At 47.6% G+C, this 19,547-nt stretch carries 16 protein-coding genes; 9 read left to right on the top strand and 7 right to left on the bottom strand.

Annotation, left to right across the window (positions count from 1 at the left end):
• The first annotated feature begins 231 nt into the window (after positions 1 to 231).
• The 6 genes from P0078_RS01630 to arsJ all read left to right on the top strand — a co-directional run bounded on the left by P0078_RS01630 (position 232) and on the right by arsJ (position 6,554).
• A complete protein-coding gene (locus P0078_RS01630) occupies positions 232 to 2,331 on the top strand; it encodes a carboxy terminal-processing peptidase (RefSeq protein WP_282932735.1) in 2,100 nt (699 codons plus the stop codon).
• Between the two features lie 91 nt (positions 2,332 to 2,422).
• Complete coding sequence (gene xthA, locus P0078_RS01625) at positions 2,423 to 3,238, top strand: exodeoxyribonuclease III (protein WP_282932734.1); 816 nt, start codon at positions 2,423 to 2,425, stop codon at positions 3,236 to 3,238.
• Between the two features lie 98 nt (positions 3,239 to 3,336).
• Positions 3,337 to 3,765, top strand: coding sequence for an arsenate reductase ArsC (locus tag P0078_RS01620; protein ID WP_282932733.1), 429 nt, complete (start codon positions 3,337 to 3,339; stop codon positions 3,763 to 3,765).
• Positions 3,762 to 4,106 carry a metalloregulator ArsR/SmtB family transcription factor gene (locus tag P0078_RS01615; protein WP_282932732.1) on the top strand — a complete coding sequence of 115 codons (345 nt, stop codon included), beginning with the start codon at positions 3,762 to 3,764 and terminating at the stop codon, positions 4,104 to 4,106. Before P0078_RS01620 ends, P0078_RS01615 begins: the two co-directional genes overlap by 4 nt.
• A gap of 84 nt (positions 4,107 to 4,190) precedes the next feature.
• A complete protein-coding gene (locus P0078_RS01610; protein WP_282932731.1) occupies positions 4,191 to 5,195 on the top strand; it encodes an ArsJ-associated glyceraldehyde-3-phosphate dehydrogenase in 1,005 nt (334 codons plus the stop codon).
• 120 nt (positions 5,196 to 5,315) lie between these two features.
• On the top strand, positions 5,316 to 6,554 hold the full coding sequence (gene arsJ / locus P0078_RS01605; protein ID WP_353057035.1) for an organoarsenical effux MFS transporter ArsJ: 1,239 nt from the start codon (positions 5,316 to 5,318) through the stop codon (positions 6,552 to 6,554).
• A 275-nt stretch (positions 6,555 to 6,829) separates the two neighbouring features.
• Here arsJ and P0078_RS01600 read toward each other — a convergent pair whose 3' ends face one another.
• Positions 6,830 to 7,423 (bottom strand): cytochrome b, encoded by a 594-nt coding sequence (locus tag P0078_RS01600; RefSeq protein WP_282932730.1) that lies wholly within the window; start codon positions 7,421 to 7,423, stop codon positions 6,830 to 6,832.
• 398 nt (positions 7,424 to 7,821) lie between these two features.
• A complete protein-coding gene (locus P0078_RS01595; protein WP_282932729.1) occupies positions 7,822 to 8,835 on the bottom strand; it encodes an NADP-dependent oxidoreductase in 1,014 nt (337 codons plus the stop codon).
• 151 nt (positions 8,836 to 8,986) lie between these two features.
• On the opposite strand from P0078_RS01595, the gene P0078_RS01590 reads away from it, so the two are divergent.
• Both P0078_RS01590 and P0078_RS01585 read left to right on the top strand, forming a co-directional pair.
• Positions 8,987 to 9,895 (top strand): LysR family transcriptional regulator, encoded by a 909-nt coding sequence (locus P0078_RS01590; protein WP_282932728.1) that lies wholly within the window; start codon positions 8,987 to 8,989, stop codon positions 9,893 to 9,895.
• A gap of 581 nt (positions 9,896 to 10,476) precedes the next feature.
• A complete protein-coding gene (locus tag P0078_RS01585; RefSeq protein ID WP_282932588.1) occupies positions 10,477 to 11,418 on the top strand; it encodes an IS1595 family transposase in 942 nt (313 codons plus the stop codon).
• Positions 11,419 to 12,907: 1,489 nt separating this feature from the next.
• Here P0078_RS01585 and P0078_RS01580 read toward each other — a convergent pair.
• The 4 genes from P0078_RS01580 to P0078_RS01565 all read right to left on the bottom strand — a co-directional run bounded on the left by P0078_RS01580 (position 12,908) and on the right by P0078_RS01565 (position 16,541).
• Complete coding sequence (locus P0078_RS01580) at positions 12,908 to 13,333, bottom strand: hypothetical protein (RefSeq protein ID WP_282932727.1); 426 nt, start codon at positions 13,331 to 13,333, stop codon at positions 12,908 to 12,910.
• Between the two features lie 90 nt (positions 13,334 to 13,423).
• Positions 13,424 to 14,713, bottom strand: coding sequence for a DSD1 family PLP-dependent enzyme (locus P0078_RS01575; protein WP_282932726.1), 1,290 nt, complete (start codon positions 14,711 to 14,713; stop codon positions 13,424 to 13,426).
• A gap of 41 nt (positions 14,714 to 14,754) precedes the next feature.
• A complete protein-coding gene (locus P0078_RS01570; RefSeq protein WP_282932725.1) occupies positions 14,755 to 16,149 on the bottom strand; it encodes a D-arabinono-1,4-lactone oxidase in 1,395 nt (464 codons plus the stop codon).
• 5 nt (positions 16,150 to 16,154) lie between these two features.
• Positions 16,155 to 16,541, bottom strand: coding sequence for a c-type cytochrome (locus tag P0078_RS01565; RefSeq protein ID WP_282932724.1), 387 nt, complete (start codon positions 16,539 to 16,541; stop codon positions 16,155 to 16,157).
• A gap of 849 nt (positions 16,542 to 17,390) precedes the next feature.
• Here P0078_RS01565 and P0078_RS01560 point away from each other — a divergent pair.
• Positions 17,391 to 18,287 carry an aldo/keto reductase gene (locus P0078_RS01560; protein WP_282932723.1) on the top strand — a complete coding sequence of 299 codons (897 nt, stop codon included), beginning with the start codon at positions 17,391 to 17,393 and terminating at the stop codon, positions 18,285 to 18,287.
• A gap of 131 nt (positions 18,288 to 18,418) precedes the next feature.
• Here the strand turns inward: P0078_RS01560 and P0078_RS01555 are convergent, their stop codons facing one another.
• Complete coding sequence (locus P0078_RS01555) at positions 18,419 to 19,126, bottom strand: hypothetical protein (RefSeq protein WP_282932722.1); 708 nt, start codon at positions 19,124 to 19,126, stop codon at positions 18,419 to 18,421.
• Between the last annotated feature and the right edge of the window lie 421 nt (positions 19,127 to 19,547).

Genomic DNA, 19,547 nt, shown 5'->3' with positions numbered 1-19,547 from the left:
GTTATGATGACCATACATACTCAAGCCTTCAAAACGAGAAAAAATGCCTCAATTTCACACTCAATAGGAAAGCTATTTTGCTAAATACAGTGTTAAAGAAAAAGATCCATCTCTGATTAGAGGTATTTCATGCCCTTTGGAGCTTTCAGCCTTTATACTTGTCCTAAGCTATAGGTCGCCGAGCCATAAGGGCCGGACGCCTATGAAGTAGGACGTATAAAGAGACTCCCTATGCTTACCAATCGGATCGCCGCTTACTTTTCCGGCTTCTTGGTCATTGGCCTTCTTTCCACAAGTGTTCTGGCAGAGCCAGAGCGAATAGCCCCCGAAGAGGGTCAAGGTGGTACTGCACAAGAGATAGTCAGCAAACTTGAAATGCTGCACTACAACAAAATCAAAATCGGCGACGAAATGTCCGAGAACTTGTGGAACGAGTATATCGATGCACTCGACCCCACTAAAAGTTACTTCCTCGCCTCTGATATCGACGAATTCCGCGCGTGGGAAGCGGAGATGGATGACCAGCTTCGCGCTGGTGATGTCACCGCTGGGTTCAGTATCTATAACCGTTTCCGCCTGCGTATGGGCGACCGGCTAGATAACATCCTGTCCCAACTAGAGAAAGGCCTGCCCGCCTATGACTTTTCTCGGGAAGAGACCCTTGAGCTGGATCGGGAGGAAAGCCAGTGGCCCAACTCGATCAGCGCTGCAGATGAGCTTTGGCGTAAGCGCTTAAAGAGCAGCATCCTGAACCTTCGCCTTACCGGTAAAACCGATGAGGAAATCCAAGACCTTCTCGTACGCCGTTACAAAGGTCAAAAGAAGCGCCTCGAGCAGCAGAAGAGCGACGACGTATTTGAGCTCTATATGAACTCACTGACTCGTCTCTACGATCCACACAGCAACTACCTGTCACCGCGCTCATTGGAAAACTTTAATATGAGCATGTCCCTCTCCTTGGAGGGTATCGGTGCTGTGCTGCAGGCAGACGAGGAATACACCAAAGTTGCTCGCCTGGTACACGGTGGTCCAGCCGATCGCACTGGCAAGATCAAGCCCAACGATAAAATCGTGGGTGTTGGCCAGGATAAAGAAGGCGAAATGGTCGATGTCGTAGGCTGGCGCCTGGATGATGTTGTCGACTTGATTCGCGGCAAGGCCGGTACTTATGTTCGCCTGGAGACCATCCCCACTGGTGGCGACGGTACTCACAAGACTATCTTGATCAAGCGCAGCAAAGTTAAGCTTGAAGATCAGGCGGCCAAGAAGGCAGTATTTGAATTCTCTGATGGCAGCAAGAGTTACAAGATCGGTGTGATTAACCTGCCGACCTTCTATATCGACTTCGATGCCTATCGCCGCCGCGACCCCAACTATAAGAGCACCACGCGAGACGTTGCCCGTCTGCTGAGTGAGCTTAAAGAGGAAAAGGTTGACGGTATTATTCTGGATCTTCGCAACAATGGCGGTGGTTCACTGCAAGAAGCCACCATGCTCACAGACTTGTTTATTGATCAGGGCCCTGTTGTGCAGATCCGTCATGCCAACGAGCAGATTTCCCGCCACAATCGCTCGCGCTCCCGCGCCATGTACCGCGGGCCGCTGATGGTATTGATTAATCGTTTGTCGGCCTCTGCATCCGAGATTTTTGCCGGTGCAATCCAGGATTACAACCGCGGCCTGGTAGTAGGCAACCAATCATTTGGTAAGGGTACTGTGCAAACTATGGCTCCCCTGAAGGAAGGCCAGTTGAAAATTACCCAGTCCAAGTTCTACCGGGTTTCCGGAGATAGCACACAGCATGCGGGTGTGAAGCCGGACATCGATATGCCACAGTTGATTGATGCCGAAAATGTGGGTGAGAGTGCTTACGATACTGCCCTGCCCTGGGACCGTATCCACGCTGTGCCTCATGCGAAGTATTTCAACTTGAAGATGCTGATCCCGAACTTGATTACCAAGCACAACAAGCGCACGGAAACAGATCCAGATTTTGTTTTCCTGCGCGATCAGTTCAAGTTCGACGCCGAGCGGGCTGACAAGAAGTATGTCTCTCTCAACGAGTCAACTAGAGAGAATGAGCGCAAGTCCGTTAATCAGCGATTGCTGGATATGGAAAACCGTCGCCGCAAAGCTAAAGGCCTTGAACCCTACGAGAACTTTGAGGCATACGAAGAAAGCGAATCTGAAGAGGTGGCTAACATTGGTGGTCCTGTAGAGATCAAGTTGGAAAAAGATCCAATTTTGAATGAAGCGGGCTATATAATGGCGGACTTTATCGGCCTGGCCGATAAGGCCAGCAAGGCCCCGCCCCAAGTTGCTAACTTCTAAATACTGATAGGCACTGGGCGCGGCGTGCGCCCGGTCCGCGAACTAACTCTTAGGTCGGGCTAGCCCGACCTTTTTTATTTTGGGGGAAGAGATGAAGGTTGTTTCCTTTAACGTCAATAGTATTCGCACTCGCCTGCACCAGATGCAGGCCCTGGTAGACAACCATCAGCCCGATATCATCGGCCTACAGGAAACCAAAGTCACCGACGAAGATTTTCCAGTAGATGCGATAAAAGACCTGGGCTATGAGCTGATTTATTTTGGCCAAAAAACACACTACGGCGTTGCCCTGCTCTCACGCCTGCCCTTTATTGATCGCGAATACGGTTTCCCAACCGATGCCAGCGACGCCCAGCGCCGTATGGTTGCCGGCAAGTTTGATATCGGCGGTCCTGAGCCCCTCACGGTTATTAATGGCTATTTCCCGCAAGGTGAAAATCGCGAGCACCCGGTTAAATTTCCGGCAAAGCAAAAGTATTACGCCGACCTGGATACCTACCTGCAAACCACGTGTAAGCCGGAAGCGCCTGTATTGGTTATCGGCGATATGAATATTTCACCCAGCGACCAGGATATTGGTATTGGTGAACCCAATCGCAAGCGCTGGCTGCGCGATGGCAAATGCAGCTTCCTTCCAGAAGAACGCGAGTGGCTTCAAAAAATTGAAGGCTGGGGGCTCACCGACACCTTCCGCGCACAAAACCCAGAAACAGACGATGTATTCAGCTGGTTCGACTACCGCAGCCGTGGGTTCGATCGCGAGCCCAAACGCGGCCTGCGTATCGACTTGATTCTAGCCACCAACCCTCTTCTGGAAAAATGTGTCGGGACTGGCGTGGACTACGATATTCGAGCTATGGAACGCCCATCAGACCACGCGCCTGTATGGGCCGAGTTTAAGCTATAAGCACAGGTTACAGCCCGCTGGTTCAGTGGGCTATTTTTAAGACTATGAATATATGGTTTTCCATATATAATTGTTAAAAAGCCAAATGGAGCCCTCCAATGAAAAGGCGTGTTCTGTTTGTTTGCGCCGGGGACTCTGCCCGCTCACTGATGGCTGAGGCACTGTTGCGGCATTTTGGAGGCAATTCATACGAAGCCGTTGGCGCCGGAACCAATGTCCACACAGTGGACCCACGCGCTCTGCAAGCACTGGAGCGACTGGGGGTTTCAACAGAGGGACTCATTCCCAAAGCTGTAGAAGATGTAGCTGACCAACCTTTTGACCTGGTCATCACACTTTGCGACAAAAGCCGGGAAGAATACGTACCCTCCCCAAAAGTTGACAAAATGATTGCCTGGAATTTTAAGGAACCGACAAAGCGACACTGCTTCTGCCCTTTTTACACCACGGCACGTGAATTGAGCACTCGCATCAAACTACTGGTCTTGGCCCAAGCCGAGGCAGATTTACGAAAAAGAGCGGCATGAACCCAGTACAGTTTTACAAATGCCTGGCCGATGATACGCGGCTACGCACATTGCTCCTTATTGCTCACGAGGAAGAGCTTTGCGTATGCGAGCTAACGGCAGCCCTCGAATTGAGCCAGCCGAAAATTTCCAGGCACCTCGCCTTGCTGAGAAGTTCAGACCTGCTCCAAGACCGCCGCCAGGGGCAGTGGGTGTTTTACCGAATCAACCCGGACTTAAATGCCTGGGCAAAGTCTGTACTGTTCGACACCTTGCAGGCGAACCAGCACTTTATTACCGAAGACCTCAACAACCTAATTCAAATGGGAGACCGGCCAGAGCGCACAAGTCTGTGCTGCTGATATTGCCTGCCGACCTAAGATTTAAACTATCCAGATATATATGATTTTTCATATGTGCCTGACAGAAACGGAGCAAAATTAACAATGACCATCAAAATTGGGATCAATGGATTTGGCCGAATTGGCCGGCTGGTACTGCGCGCTGCTTGGGATTGGCCTGAAGTTGAGTTTGTCCAGGTTAACGACCCTGCCGGTGATGCAGCCACTCTCGCCCACCTGCTCAACTTTGACTCTGTACACGGGCGCTGGCACAGAGAGGCGAAAGCCGTTGATGACACAATTCAGGTTGATGGCAAAACAATAACCTGTAGCCGCAATACCGCTATTGCAGATACCAATTGGAAAAACTGCGACCTGGTTGTAGAGGCCTCCGGTAAAATGAAAACTACTGAACTTCTTCAAGCCTACCTGGATCAAGGGGTAAAGAAGGTGTTGGTCTCTGCACCAGTTAAAGAGGCTGGAGTTCCGAATATTGTCCTTGGAGTGAATCAACATATTTACCAGCCGGACAAACACCAGATTATTACCGCCGCTTCCTGTACGACTAACTGCCTTGCTCCAGTAGTAAAAGTTATTCACGAAAACCTGGGTATTCGTCACGGTTCAATCACCACTATTCACGATATCACCAATACCCAGACTATCCTCGACGCACCCCATGGAGATCTACGCAGAGCCCGCTCTTGTGGTGCCAGCCTGATTCCCACAACAACAGGTTCAGCTACAGCTATTGCCACCATCTTTCCAGAGTTGTCCGGCCGCCTAAACGGCCACGCAGTTCGTGTTCCCCTCGCCAACGCATCCATTACCGATTGTGTTTTCGAAGTGGAAACCGCCACTACCCCAGAGGCAGTAAACCAGTTATTTAAGGACGCTGCAGAGGGTGAACTAAAAGATATCCTCGGCTATGAGGAAAGGCCCCTCGTCTCCGTGGATTACAAAACCGACCCCAGATCGAGCATTATCGATGCTCTATCGACCATGGTCGTTAACGGCACCCAGGTAAAAGTTTACGCCTGGTATGACAATGAATGGGGTTACGCCAACCGCACGGCGGAATTGGCTCGAATGATTGGCACCATGGGCTAAGCAGCCAAAGTACAATGGGGCCGGAAGGAAAGAACACACTGCACCTGAGGGGTACGCCTCTCCATGAGCTCATATTTTTTCCTCCCACTTTTAGTAAGTAGCAGTACACAGAACAAGATCATGCAGTTTCTTCACAATTTATCGTCGCCAGTGCGCCAATACCTGCTGGTAACAGGCAATTACTGGGCATTTACTTTGACTGACGGCGCTCTGCGCATGCTGGTGCTGCTGCACTTTCACGAACTCGGCTACAGCCCTTTGCAAATAGCCTTGCTTTTCCTTTTCTACGAATTCTTTGGCGTAGTCACTAATCTTGTCGGCGGCTGGCTCGGTGCCCGGATTGGACTCAACCGGACCATGAACTTGGGACTGGCCTTACAGGTTGTTGCTCTTTCCATGCTGCTGGCACCCAGTCAGTATCTCTCGGTCCCCTTGGTTATGGCCGCCCAAGCCCTTTCCGGTATCGCCAAAGACCTGAATAAAATGAGTGCGAAGAGCTCAATCAAGTTACTAGTGCCCGATCAGGCCAGTGGCACCTTATATCGATGGGTCGCCCTTCTTACCGGTTCGAAAAACGCGCTAAAAGGCTTGGGCTTCTTTCTCGGCGGTGCCCTACTCGCCTCACTTGGCTTTCAAGGCGCGATTGCATCGATGGCCCTAGCTCTTGGAATAGTTTGGATATTGAGTCTCAAATTTCTTAAGCGGGACTTAGGGAAAGCCAAAGCAAAAAGCCGATTTAGAGATATCTTTTCCAAGAGTCCCGCAGTCAACATATTGTCGGCCGCGCGCTTACTCTTGTTTGCTTCCCGGGATGTTTGGTTTGTTATAGCTCTACCGATTTTCCTGGCTAGCCAGTTCGGTTGGAGCCACTGGCAGGTAGGTACCTTCCTGGCATCCTGGGTGATCGGATACGGCATAGTGCAAACCCAGGCCCCAAAGGTCACGACGGCACGTTCAGCTCAGGCTCCGGATGGTCGAACCGCACTATTCTGGGCAATAGCGCTCACTGCAGTGCCCGCATTAATCGCAATCGCATTATATAAAGGGGGGTCCACAGCTCGCCGTACTGGGTGGACTTTTGATGTTTGCTGTACTCTTCGCCGTAAATTCATCTTTACACAGCTACTTGATAGTTGCTTATGCTCGGGAAGATGGCGTCTCTATGGATGTGGGCTTCTACTATATGGCAAATGCCGCTGGGCGATTACTAGGGACACTGCTCTCGGGGTGGGTATTCCAAACTCAGGGGTTGGTGGCTTGCCTACTTATTTCCAGTGCTTTTCTTCTGTTAACCGCACTGGTTTCACTGGGTTTGCCCAGACACAAAACCGGGGCTCCGGAGATTGGCAGCTTAAGTAGGAGCTGATCCGATAGCAGTATGAGTGCTACTTGCCAGCGCAGGCTGGCAAGTAGGCTGAGGGACTGTTTCGACTTGCGCGATTCGATACAGTTTGGACTCAGGTATGCACCCCATTTGAAATAGAATCAAAGCAAGGACCAAATACCTCATATAACACCCACCTCAAGTCCAAGTGCACAGCTCTACAGGAGCTGCAAAAACTCGAGATTAAAATGTCTGGATTTGGCACTCAATGCCTATTTACCACTAATTCCTGCCAAAATTAGCGCAAGAACTATGACTTTTTAGTCACGGTCATCCTTAGCAAAGTCCGATCCTTTTTGATGTAGTGATGGTAAAGAGCGGCCATTACGTGCCCCAGGATCAAGATCCACACCACCCACTGCCCTAGAATCTCCTTATGGATAAAGTCCACAGGCTTCTCAAACTCTTCAAAGGTTAGCCCCATTCGATCCTGAACTATCGCCACAAAAGCTTGGGTGCTCTCAAACTTAGGAATCTCGAATAGAAAAAAGTAGTCTGTATTTACTCCGGTACCGATATATCCAGTCAGTGGGGTAATGACCATAATCAGATAGAGTAGAAGATGGCCACTATGGGCAGCAAAGTGCTCTAGGGAGGTTCCCGGCTCTACCGGTGGTGGTGGATTTGTCAGGCGCCAGACAATCCTGAGAATAACGAGCACCCCAATAGTCACACCAATTGAAAGGTGCAGCTGCAAGGCGGTCCAATTCGCTGGCGTCTCTTCCTGGGTAAACCAGTGGCGGTAATACACAGAAATATAGGAACCCCAAAATAATATGGCCGTTAACCAATGTAGCCACTTGGCTACCGAACCGTAACTGTCAGGTTGATTTCTCAAACTCATGTTTAACTCTTTTCAACATTCCAAAACTACATTCTATCGGCAATTCTACTACCACCCTTTGAGTAGAAATTTCACAAACCCAAAATAAAGAGGACGACTCCAAGTGTCTGGATAAAATGATGAACTACCATTCAATTGGATAGCCATTGCAACAATACTAACCACCGAGCCAAATACCATAACCATAAACCAACTACCGTTCAGCGAGCTCTTCCAGCTTAAGGTCAATATAAAATACCCAACGAAAACCACTATGCTGAATAAAAACTGGCAACCAATAAAAGTAACCTCAATGATGCATTTGATTCAAGGTATGGTAGGCACAAAAGCCGCTAAGATTCAGCGCGTCTTTATATTTCAAAGCAACGCCGATACTTATCGATCATTTCAATCATCAGTTAATGAATTTCACCCACAGATATAATCACTTTACCTTTTGCACGCCCTGAAGCGAGATATGCGAATGCTTCCTTGCTCCGTTCTAAAGAATAGACTTGGTCTATCACCGGAAAAAGAACATTCTCCCGGTACAGATTCCCAAGCTTACTCAACTGCCCTCCATTAGCTTCCATAATAACCATCCGATAAAGCCCCGATTTTGCTCTTGCGGCCTTCATCAGTTTTCGCGATTTAAGTGCCAATATTTTGCGGAGTAACCAACTCAGCCCAAGCTCTTCAGCAGTCTGCGGATCCAAAGCCCCTTTGACTGAGATGACACGCCCCCCTGTTTTCAGGACCTTAAATGCGTCCAAGGTATATTGGCCGCCCAAAGTGTCGAACACGACATCCATATCAGATAGTAATTGAAGGTAGTCTTCCTTCTTGTAGTCAATCACAAGGTCAGCCCCTAGCCCTTTCACCCAGTCTACATTTGCAGTACTTGTTGTCGTTACTACATAGGCACCTACGGACTTCGCTAATTGGATTGCCATAGAACCAACACCGCCTGATCCCGCATGGATCAGCACTTTTTCACCGGATTTCAAGCCCGCTACTTTTATCAGAGATTGATATGATGTCAGCCCCACAAGCGGAATACCCGCCGCTTCAAAGTGCGACAAGTTTTCAGGTTTTGCTGCCAAGTGCGAAGTATCAATAGTGAGATATTCGGCAATAGTACCCACATGATCCTCCCCCACTCGGGCAAAAACCTGATCGCCTACACTGTACCCCGCTACATTTTTCCCCACAGCCACAACTTCACCGCTGACATCTCTCCCTACACCAGCCGGGAATACCTCTTTGCGCACCGACTTAAGCTCTCCGCGCAGCACCATATTATCGACTGGATTTACACTGGCCGCATGTACGCGAACCAGTACCTCACCAGGTTGGGGGATGGGTATCTCAGCAGATTGAAGCTCTAGACAAGTATCAATATCCCCATAGCGAGTCATTTTCAAAGCTTTCATTGGTCATCCTAACAATCAGTTCAACACACGTTGAGGGCGATAATGCCCATGGCGCAGACACAAAAACAGGCACTATTGGGTATAAGTCTTTTGTCAATTTGGCAATAATCAGGAGTGAATTTTGCTACTTAGAGACTATGAGAAGTCGATTATGGACAAAATCAGAGCGTTGCGTTACTTCAAGCGCGTGGTAGAACTGAATAGTTTCACTGCAGTTGCTGAGGAATTTGAGGTACCTGCATCATCGATATCCCGCCGAGTTAAGGACCTTGAGCGCTCCTTAGGGGTCGAGCTATTGCAACGTAGCACCCGGCAAGTCAAGGTGACGGAACTCGGCAAACTCTACTACTCCATGGTCACTAAGGCTATTCGCCAGCTCGAACAAGCTGATGAGCTAGTCAGCCAGACATTTGAAGCGCCCAGTGGGCTGATTCGCATCAGTTGCCTTCCAACTTATGGGGAGCAGCACTTAACACCCGTACTGGAAAAGTTCTCACAGCATTACCCCAATATCGTATTTGACTTAAGTTATAACGACGACTTGTCGCAGCTGGGAAAGGACCCGGTTGATATCGCAATTCGCGGGGGGTTTGCACCTGATGAGCATGTTATTGCTAAGCGGCTGTCTAGTAATGAATTCTCTCTCGTAGCCACACCACAATTTATCGCAAACCTGGAACACGACCGCCCCTTGAACAAGTCAGCGATTGAGTCTGTTCCCAGCTTGCAATACCGGGGGCCACGGGGAGTCATTGAGTGGTATATGCTCACTGACGGTCAGTGGCAGCCATTGAAACTGTCCCCAAAGGTGATTAGCAATAATGGTAAGGCCCTAACAGCAGCCGCGCTAAATCATCGCGGCATGTTTTGTGTGCCCTCTTGGAGTATTTGCAACTATCTCGAATCAGGAGAGCTGGTACAAGTTCCTTGCGAAGGTAAAGTTTCAGTTAGCCCCGGTGGCGATTTGGGAGTTTTCCTGCTTTACGAACGCGGTAAATATCAAATCCCCAAGATAAAACTCTGTGTGGACTTTATCTACAACAGTCTAAATGGACGATAGAAGGGTATTTAAGGCACCGCTGAAGAATTCTGTAATATCACTGCGGGCCCTTTCAACGCGCCCCCTGTATTGCGACCGCTTGATAGATCTGAACATTCCTGTATAACCACACCCTGATTCTGAACCGTCTTAAAAACCGGAGGCATCACGGAATTGTCCAGAGGTTCCTTAAGTCCATTTAAGAAGTTTCCAAAACATACCTGGGCCTTAAATACATACGTAATTATCAAACTATCCCTGTATTTTTTGTTTAGGAATAATTTTATTTACCTTCGCCCCCCAGATGAACATATTAAATTGAAATGGGGCAGCTAAATAGCACACCAAAGGCAAACCACGATTTAAGATCCCAAATGAGCTAATCATGAGGCTATAAGATGATTAGCTCACAGCAATAGGCAACTGCAGCTAGTGCATGAAATTAAACATCTAACTTGGAGAAGAGCAATCCAGAAGCTATAACCCTTCAGGGTGGCCACTAGCGGCAGAGGTACAAAAGGCTTCCTAATTACCACTCTTGCTAAGTCAATCTTAACTGTATATAAATACAGATATCTCGTTGATCTGCAAGGGAATACAGCATGGCTCGCAACAAGGTACAGTTTCAGAAGGGGATTAGTTTGATCCAATTCCTCAAAATGTACGGCAGCGAGGAACAGTGCTTCGATGCGCTGTCGCGATGGCGTTGGCCCAATGGCTTTAGTTGTCCTCACTGCGGACATGACAAGCATTGCGACCTCGCTTATCGCAAGCTTAAGCAATGTAACCGGTGTCGACGTCAGACATCGATTACCTCCCGTACGATTTTTGACTCTACGAAGCTCCCCCTTACCACCTGGGTTCTCGGTATCTTCCTGATTACACAGGATAAGAAGGGTATTTCCTGTATGGAGCTATCTCGACATCTGGGCATCTCTTACAACGCAGCATGGCGCATGAAGCAGAAACTCATGCAAGTGATGATGGAGCGAGACCAGCGATACAAACTATCCGGTTTTATTGAACTAGATGATGCCTATCTCGGTGGTGAGCGTACTGGATGCAAACCGGGGCGCGGAGCCAAGGGTAAAACTCCCTTTGTAGCTGCCGTTGAAACAACCAAGGAGGGACATCCAACCCGTATTAAGCTCTCAATTATCAAGGGCTTCAAAAGCAGTGAAATTTCAACCTGGAGTAAAAAATCCCTTTGTAGTGGCAGCACAGTCATCTCAGATGGTCTTCCATGCTTCAATGCCATTAAGGAGGCCGGTTGTGTGCATGACAAAATTGTTTGTGGTGGTGGCAGAGCTTCTGTTGAAGAGCCTGAGTTCTATTGGGTAAATACGGTACTTGGTAATTTAAAGAGTGCACTGCGTAGTACTTACCATTCTATTAGACCGAAATATGCACAGCGCTATTTGGCAGAATTTCAATATCGCTTTAATCGGAGGTTTGATTTATCGGCACTCATTCCAAGACTGGTTTACGTCTCTCTTCGGACGCCGCCGATGCCGGAAAGGTTACTAAAAATTGGCTTAGCATGAGTGGTAATTAGGAAAGGCTTTATTTCCAATAAGCTTACATAATCAAACTTTTAGCGCAAAAAAAAATTGCGCAATTAATTAATGATCTAAATTTCATCATTGCAGACCACCTCCAACTATATAATAAGACCATTGCAACCGAAGAAAGCACGCCTTAACCAAGCTGCCAATCCCGTCCTCAAAGCTAAGAACGTACTTGTATGCAGCCATATCTCAGCTATTGATAAAGTACATTCAGAAGCTGGCGGAGATGTAACTTTCAGTACACCAACAATCCACACTAGCGGATGCTGTTGAAACAACAACACCGCCCTACTCCCCAGCATAAGACTTGATAATGCTATCCAATCACGTGCTTTAAGTAACTTGATTTGACAGAGGTGCACAAGTCCATGTGGCAGTTATTACCAGCCATCGGCAACTACAATTAAAGAACGCTTGATAGCTGGCACATCTTGGAACTACTCAAAGTTATGGTTCAAAGCATCCTCAAATGAAACAGACTTAATCACGCTCCTAGCTGTAAAACGATTCATCCTTGCGGTATACGTTGACTTACATCTCTGTGAAGTCCCCAGATCCCTAGCCTTAATCTCATTGGCTATAGCCCAGTGCCATTGAGAATGATATTTAAAAGTTTTATCGGCCAGCTTTGTGCAAAGTTCCCAATCACCAAATCGCTTAACCCTCGTGTCCGGCTCTCCAAGAAAAACTGAACAACCAGTGGACAGAATCGAACCCGATATGACCAAAACCTTTAGAATTCTCATACTCTATAAACCCAAATGATACTTCAAGGATGAGCTTTTCGATATCCTGAACCAGATCACAGGATCGTACGACATCGCCAGCCCTCATCCATCTCAATTACTACCAGATACTCGTAGGCTACCCATAAGCATTCTAGAAAATCACAAAATATTAACATATTATTGATATTTAGTCATTTTGTTCTGTCTAATATGCCTAAGGTATTTGCATGCCCAATTTAAGTACCACTTGGTTAGTTAATTTTAGCTACCAGCTAAACCTAGTAAGCGGCCTATCCTATCACTCCCACTGAATCGCATATTGTTCAACACTCAAGTCAAAGAAGAGGACTCTAAGAGTGACCACTAAAATATCGGCGATTTAACTCCCTATTTATCGGTTAATGTGGGAATCTAGGATCGATTACACAGAAAATGGGGTGCCAAATATATTTGGCAAAGCATTATCACTCTTGGGAGCGTGGATTGAACGAAAATACGAATGGTCTACTGAAATGTTTCTTCCAGCAAGGTATGAAATTGACAAGATACCCAAAAGCCGTATTGACGATGCAGTATTCCGAATAAACACCCGCCCAAGAAAGATTCTAAATTACTTGTGCCCACTAGAATTTCTAGCGGGCAGGCGTGTGTCACTTATGTTGGCAATCTAGGATTTAGCATGCTGATCATTATCGGCCGCAACATGCAGCGTGACCGAATTTCACAGGGTTTAAAATTCAAAGGAGTATCCAAAGTACGGCTATTAGGTTCAGTGACATCATTATAAAGTCAGTGATAAAGATAAAACGCATCACGCCTTTAACTTGCCACGGCCCTTCACCTTTTCGGTTTTGTAGGGCTACCGGGACATTGTAAATAAATTGTGTTCCGTGAGTGACAGCAAAGGCCAGCAGCAACGTAGCGCGTTGCACATCCGTAGCAAATACTGAGGGGCTAATTAGCAGTAGTATATTGAGGAACGCCAATGAGAGGTTAAAACCACCCAGAAATTTTCCCGATTCTGCCAAGATATTAAACACGGGGGTATCTCTGTTTTCCCTGGGTACCAGCAATTTGGCAAATATATGATTTCGCAAAGAGAAGACATTAAACCCCATTAGAAACCAAATTGTGTTTAACACCAAAACAATTTCAAAGATCATCGGTATCTCCAAGACTTACTAATTGCCCACTGTTTGGGTTGTGTATTATTCAGCCCACTCTGTAGTGGCCCATAATTCAAACTGTGTATTTCAGGCGTTACCTAATACCGGCCAAAGGTCCACAATCTCGCCTTTGCTGTAGACCGCAATATCACCAAACTGCAGGAACACGGACTCACTTTGAGTGGGCCTTAAGAAGACCCACTCGTCTTCATTCAGTAACACTTTTTTGGAGCCATTCAGCATTTCCTGGTTACTGGAGCGGCCATAGATGGGATTGATCGACAAGCCCTTTGGTGATTCAGGCTCCGCCTTCCAATAGCCGCCAGATATAAAGAAGCTTTGCTCCCGATTTGGGTTCAACCAACTAAAGGGTCCGGTGAGCCCTTCTATGCCGGGTATCTGTGTCTGTGACAATTTTTTCAATACCGGACTTGCGATATACGCCGCTGGCAAATGATCAGACAGGGTGGGAATATCAAAGCCCGTCGGTTTAACCAGGCACGAGCCAGCGGCAATCTCGTTACAGGGAGCCCGGTCTGCTCGGGATTTGTACAGTTGGTAGGTTGGGCTACCGGCAGCGTTCAAAGTGGCCGCCTTCGGGAATGCACTTCCCAGCTGGATCTTAGCTTGCTCCACCCTGCTTTGGTAAATATCCAACCCCCGAGTGATTGCCTTTTCAGGTCCACCGAGAACACCTGGCATTTTTGCGGCGTGGGCGTCGTAACCCATAAAACCGGAAAATTCCAAATAGGGTTCCCGCTGAATGATACCGAGCATCGCGGAGAGATCTTCCGCACTGGCAATGCCACCCCGGTGTAGGCCTACATCAATCTCGATATTAATTCGCAAGGATTGTTTGAGCGATCGTGCCAGATCGGCGTATTGATTAAGTCTGCGGGGGCTGTCAACCAGCCACTGTAACTGCCGCGTAGGATCAAAATGCTCCGCCTTAGTGCCAAAATAAAAGGCCTTTGCCGCAGTAATCGGGAGAGGTTTACCCAGCAAAATATCACTCACTGGATAAGATTTAACCAGTTGCTGTAGAAATGGCAGCTGGAATACCATGATGCGATTAGTATTTGTTCGCTGAGTAATAGCGTCCAGCAGGTTTAGCGAGGGCAAAGATTTAGCCACTACCCGGTAGTCATAGTGACCTCTGAGGTGGCCGGCTAATATATCGGCGTTCTTTTGCAGACTTTCCAGGTCTACGACTAAGGTGGGACCAGAAAAGCCGGCATTATCCAGAGCTTTAGAAACACTGGAGAAGTATTTTCTGTGCCCTCCCTGCCCTTGCGCTTTAGGGCGAAGAACGGCGACACCTGCCGCCGCTCCTAACACGACCCCACCTAGTATTAGCTTTCGTCGCTTGATATCCATTGTGCTTTCCTCTTTGAGGGTTCACTGCTGAGCAGCGTTGCTCAGGTAAAAAGCGTTTTCAGATAAGGGTTTAAGAACTTACCACTGGGGTCTAGCTCTCGGCGAACCTCAAGAAAATCCTGCCACTGAGGGTAGAGCTCGGCAAAGTCCGAGCCTTGTAGCTTGTTTAACTTGCCCCAGTGCGGGCGGCCCCCATATTTGCGCATAATGGGCTCAATGGCCTGGAACAGTGGTAGGTGGTCCTCTTCAAAGTAGCGGTGTATGGCGATGGATACGGAATCTTGCTTATAAAACGGACTCAGCCAGATATCGTCAGCTTTAACGAAACGCACCTCGATAGGGAAGAAAACATCCAGATTATTTTCCTCAATCGTTCGACGTATTTCCGCGAAGGCTTTCAAACCGTCCTCGCGGGGCAAGTGGTACTCCATTTCATTGAAACGTACGTTTCGCTCACTGGCGTAATTCCGCCAGGAGGACTCGACAACGACTTCTCTCTCGATATCTTCCATCGCATTTTGCAGCGCAAACTGACGCAACTTCGGTGACCAACCCAGCCAGTCCCGCACAGATTTCAGGGTCATTACTGCTTCATTAGTATCTTCCCGCTCCGTAGAGAAGATTTCCTCTGTGGTCGGCTGGTGGGAATCAGCCATGCACATCCCAGAAAACGGGATATAGTAAAATTCAAAGTTCCGATTGGCCTCTGCCAGTGCTGTAGCCTGATCCAACACCTCTTCCAGGGGCGCTACCCAAGATTCACGACGCAAACGGTAGCTGGGCTGGTTCTGCATACGCACCTTGGTCACCATACCCAGGCTGCCAAGGGATACTTGCGCTGCCGCGAACACCTCGGGGTTTTGCTCACCATCACACCAGAGCGTATCCCCTCCTGCGGTCACCAGTTCCATACCCGCTGCATAGCTGGACATACAACCCAAGCCTGCACCGGTTCCATGGGTCGCGGTTGCCAGGCAACCACCTAAAGTCTGCTCATCGATATCTGGTTGGTTAATCAGCGCTTGACCGATATCCTCTAAGGGTTGGCCAATGTCTGCTACACGGGTGCCGGCGTAGATCGTCGCCTGCACTTTGTCAGAATCGTGGTCGGCGACACCGGTAATGCGGCCCAATGAAATAATTGTATCGTCAGTGGGTACCAGTGCAGTGAAGGAGTGACCCGCACCTACCGCCCTGACCGTACCTTGCGCTTCCGCAATTATCGTTTGCAGTGCAGGAATATCTTTGGGTGCCAGGCGATGGGCCGGCAGACACTCTTGTGAACCAGACCAGTTCCGCCACCGTACTCCCGCTTTTTTTGTCGGTGGGGCTGCAGCTTGCAATAAGGTGCGTGCAACTGATGAGATAGGCGCGGCCGCTAATGATGCGGAGCCGATCGCGATAGAGTTAATAAACTGGCGACGATTGAACCCCATATCCTTTACTCCGCTGTAGCCATAAAGACAATCAACTGTTCAAACTGCTCGGGGGAGCACTCAAAACAAAGGCCTAGTGGCGGCATACCCTGGAACCCATTGATAGCATTTTCCACCAACACATCCATCCCCTTCTCCATACGAGGCTTCCAGTTGGCTAAATCTCCGGTAAGGGGTGCGGCACTGGCACCAGTGCTGTGACAGCTGCGGCAAGTGCGAGTATATATTTCAGCGATTTCCGGATCAGCGGGCGCAAGAGACAGCGCTCTTTGGGTCAAAAATGCCCGGTTTTTTTCACTATCCTGCGGAGGCTCAGAACATCCTTGAATGACATTTAGTATCAAAACCAGGGACAAGAGCTTAAAGCCCCGGCGCAAAGCTACCAGTTCCATATGCGTACACCCACTACATTATTGTTGTTTATTTCTTTTTAGCTATTGCCAAAGTTATTGTGTACATATCGCTGGCACTATTGTTAATCATGATGGCCGCTAAAACAACTACCTGAACTCACCGGTCTCAATATTTGCTATCACAATTTATTTGCGTACCAATTATAGGATTACAGCAATAGAACCACAGGCCGAGGAAATCTTACGGCTGACATCAACATTTGCGAAACCAATAAATGACTTGTCTAAATAACAGATTGGTTTCTGAGTATTAAATGGGGCTACCGATGTTTACCAACATATAACCATAGACAACCAGCCGTCGGCCAAGATGGCCACAGAAACAATTAATTCACTCGTGGATTGAAAGATTTAAGAAAATCCAGATACATATCAATTGTCCACAATGACAACAGCACTAGTGAAAAACTTAAAATATTCGGAGAAAAAATAGAGTTTTATCTACAGACCGAAAGAACTGAGCACACTATATGTCATGCTTAGAACTTTACTTACAAATATTGCATATAGAAATGGTTATATTTTTCCGAATCCGGCAGCATTGGATTTGAATAAATAATTATCAGCCAGCCGGTAACTTTTTTATCAGCGCTATCCATGCAGCGCTTCCCTGTTGAAAGATCTTCGCTCAGGAGAAGCGAACAGAAAAAAAGTATTAAGAAAGTGATAAACGATTACTCAGGTTTCGTTAGCTGCTTAATTCAACTGTCAACCTGACATGAGGATGTGGCTATCGGCAATCTGCTCGTCACATTAGTCGTTGAGAATCAGCAGGAACAAGAATACCCTTGCACTTTTCGACCAGGCAGGTATTCAGTGGTTAATAGAGTGCAAGCATCCCTCAACGGGCCGGAACTGTCAGAGCTAATTCAAGGCTACTGGCGTGTGAGTGAATGGAGCCTAAGTCCTCAGGAGCGCCTGACATTCCTGAAACAGCATGTAGACCTTGGAATTACTACCGTCGATCATGCAGATATCTACGGGGACTACTCCTGCGAACAACTGTTCGGCGAGGCGCTAAGGCTTGATCGCTCTATTCGCAATCGCATTGAAATTGTCACCAAATGCAACATTAAGCTGCTCTCTGAAAAGCATCCCGGCAGAAAGGTAAAATACTATGACTCCAGTGCTGATCATATTCGGCACTCGGTCGATAACTCCCTTTCTCGTCTTGGCGTGGAGCATATCGACATTCTGCTTCTTCACCGGCCGGATATGTTGATGGATGCGGATGAAGTCGCTAGTGTATTCACCGAGCTCGAAAAGGCTGGCAAGGTAAAGCACTTCGGCGTTTCCAATTTTACTCCCTATCAATTTGACCTGCTGCAGTCCCGGTTAAGCTCCCCACTGGTAACAAATCAGGTCGAGATCAACCCTGTCAACTTTAGCGTGGCAGAGGATGGAACCCTGGATCAGTTACAGCAATATAGGGTTCACCCCATGGCCTGGTCCTGCCTAGCAGGCGGAGAGATTTTCACTAGGTCAGATACCCAAGCTGAGCGTATACGTGTCACCTTGGACGGTATTAAAGAAGAGGTCGGGGCTGCCAATATTGACCAAGTAATCTATGCCTGGGTACGACGCTTCCCTTCCAAGCCCTTAGCGATTGTGGGCTCAGGAAGTATTGAAAGAGTCAAATCGGCTATTGAAAGCTTAAAACTCAACTTAAGTAGAGAGCAGTGGTACAAAATATGGACTGCCGCTAAAGGTTGCGAAGTTCCATAAAGTAGCGTAACCCTCTAGAGAAGCTTTCGGTTACTCTTCTACACTAGCTGACTTCAGCCCAGATTTTTTGCTACTGGGAATAAGGCGATGCAAATTGTAATTCACTGCATCACCTGTTCCCCTAATTAGCTTTAGCCCTGCTGCCCCATTTGACTTGACCACTGCATTAAGCGGCCTTGAGACATGTTTTTATTTTTTTCATCTCCAGTGTTCATAAATGATGCCAATTCAGTTACGTAATTTCCCTTACGCCAATCGTAAAGGAAACTTGCCAACACGTGAAAAGCCGCATCCGAGCAATTAGAAATAATTTGTAATTGGCCGTTATTATTCCCCTCCAAAGAGCTAAGTCTTTCCATCCACTTACCAGGAGCAAATGCATATTGGAATGTAATGCCGGTATTGTTGAGGTGGCGCCCAAATCCTTGGGTACCTAAAAGATCCTGTCGTAAAAAATCCCTGAAGTCGTTGTGCTGAGTCTGGCTAATTTTAAGACCATAGTATTGCGCTGTTGGATCCGCGTTCATGCCAGTGTCATCACGCCAACGGCCGTCAATAGGCCGCATACTATTATGGCGCCCACCTACTGAACCTTTAAATGCACTCCAAGAACTATTGGGATCCCAACCAACAATCGTATCGATAGCCCCATTGCTACCGGAAATTAGTGCGGTGTGCCCATTCCAAGTCCTACCCAGCGAGCTTTCTACTCCTCCATTGCCCTGCCATTGCGCATAAAACCTGGAAAATAGAGAGCCGTACGACCTCAAACTGGATACAAAACAAATACCAGCAAAGTGCTCCTGACACGCCCTAGGATTAAAACCTCTTCCACTCATCGATGACATCCTCCATAACGACTGTAAATAACGTCAGCATTAAAGTCTTATTTTGTTTAGCCAAGAATTCTTTCAATTCACACCTAAACCCGATGAATCATTATTTTTATTTCTAAGGGCTAAATACAAACTGATAAATTCACCATGCAACTCGAGATTATTTGATACCAAACAGGTACAAGGGTGTCAACACGAAAGGTGTGTATACAAAGAGAGAAGGTAACACTTCAGGAAGAAATACTACTTAGAGATTACACCGCTCAATAATCAAAAAAAACTTTTCAAAGAGATTAAAAGGTGGATGCGTGGCCCCTAAAGACCCGCTATTAAAAATTAATCGCTTACCCATCAAAAAATCAAACTATAAGAAGCTATTAAAAAATCACCCTACAATTAATAAAATCGCAGATACATACTAAGA

The organism is Microbulbifer sp. VAAF005, assembly GCF_030012985.1.
Lineage (GTDB): Bacteria > Pseudomonadota > Gammaproteobacteria > Pseudomonadales > Cellvibrionaceae > Microbulbifer.
Note: the sequence above shows the minus strand (reverse complement) of the source record. Positions and strands in the feature narration are given on the sequence as shown.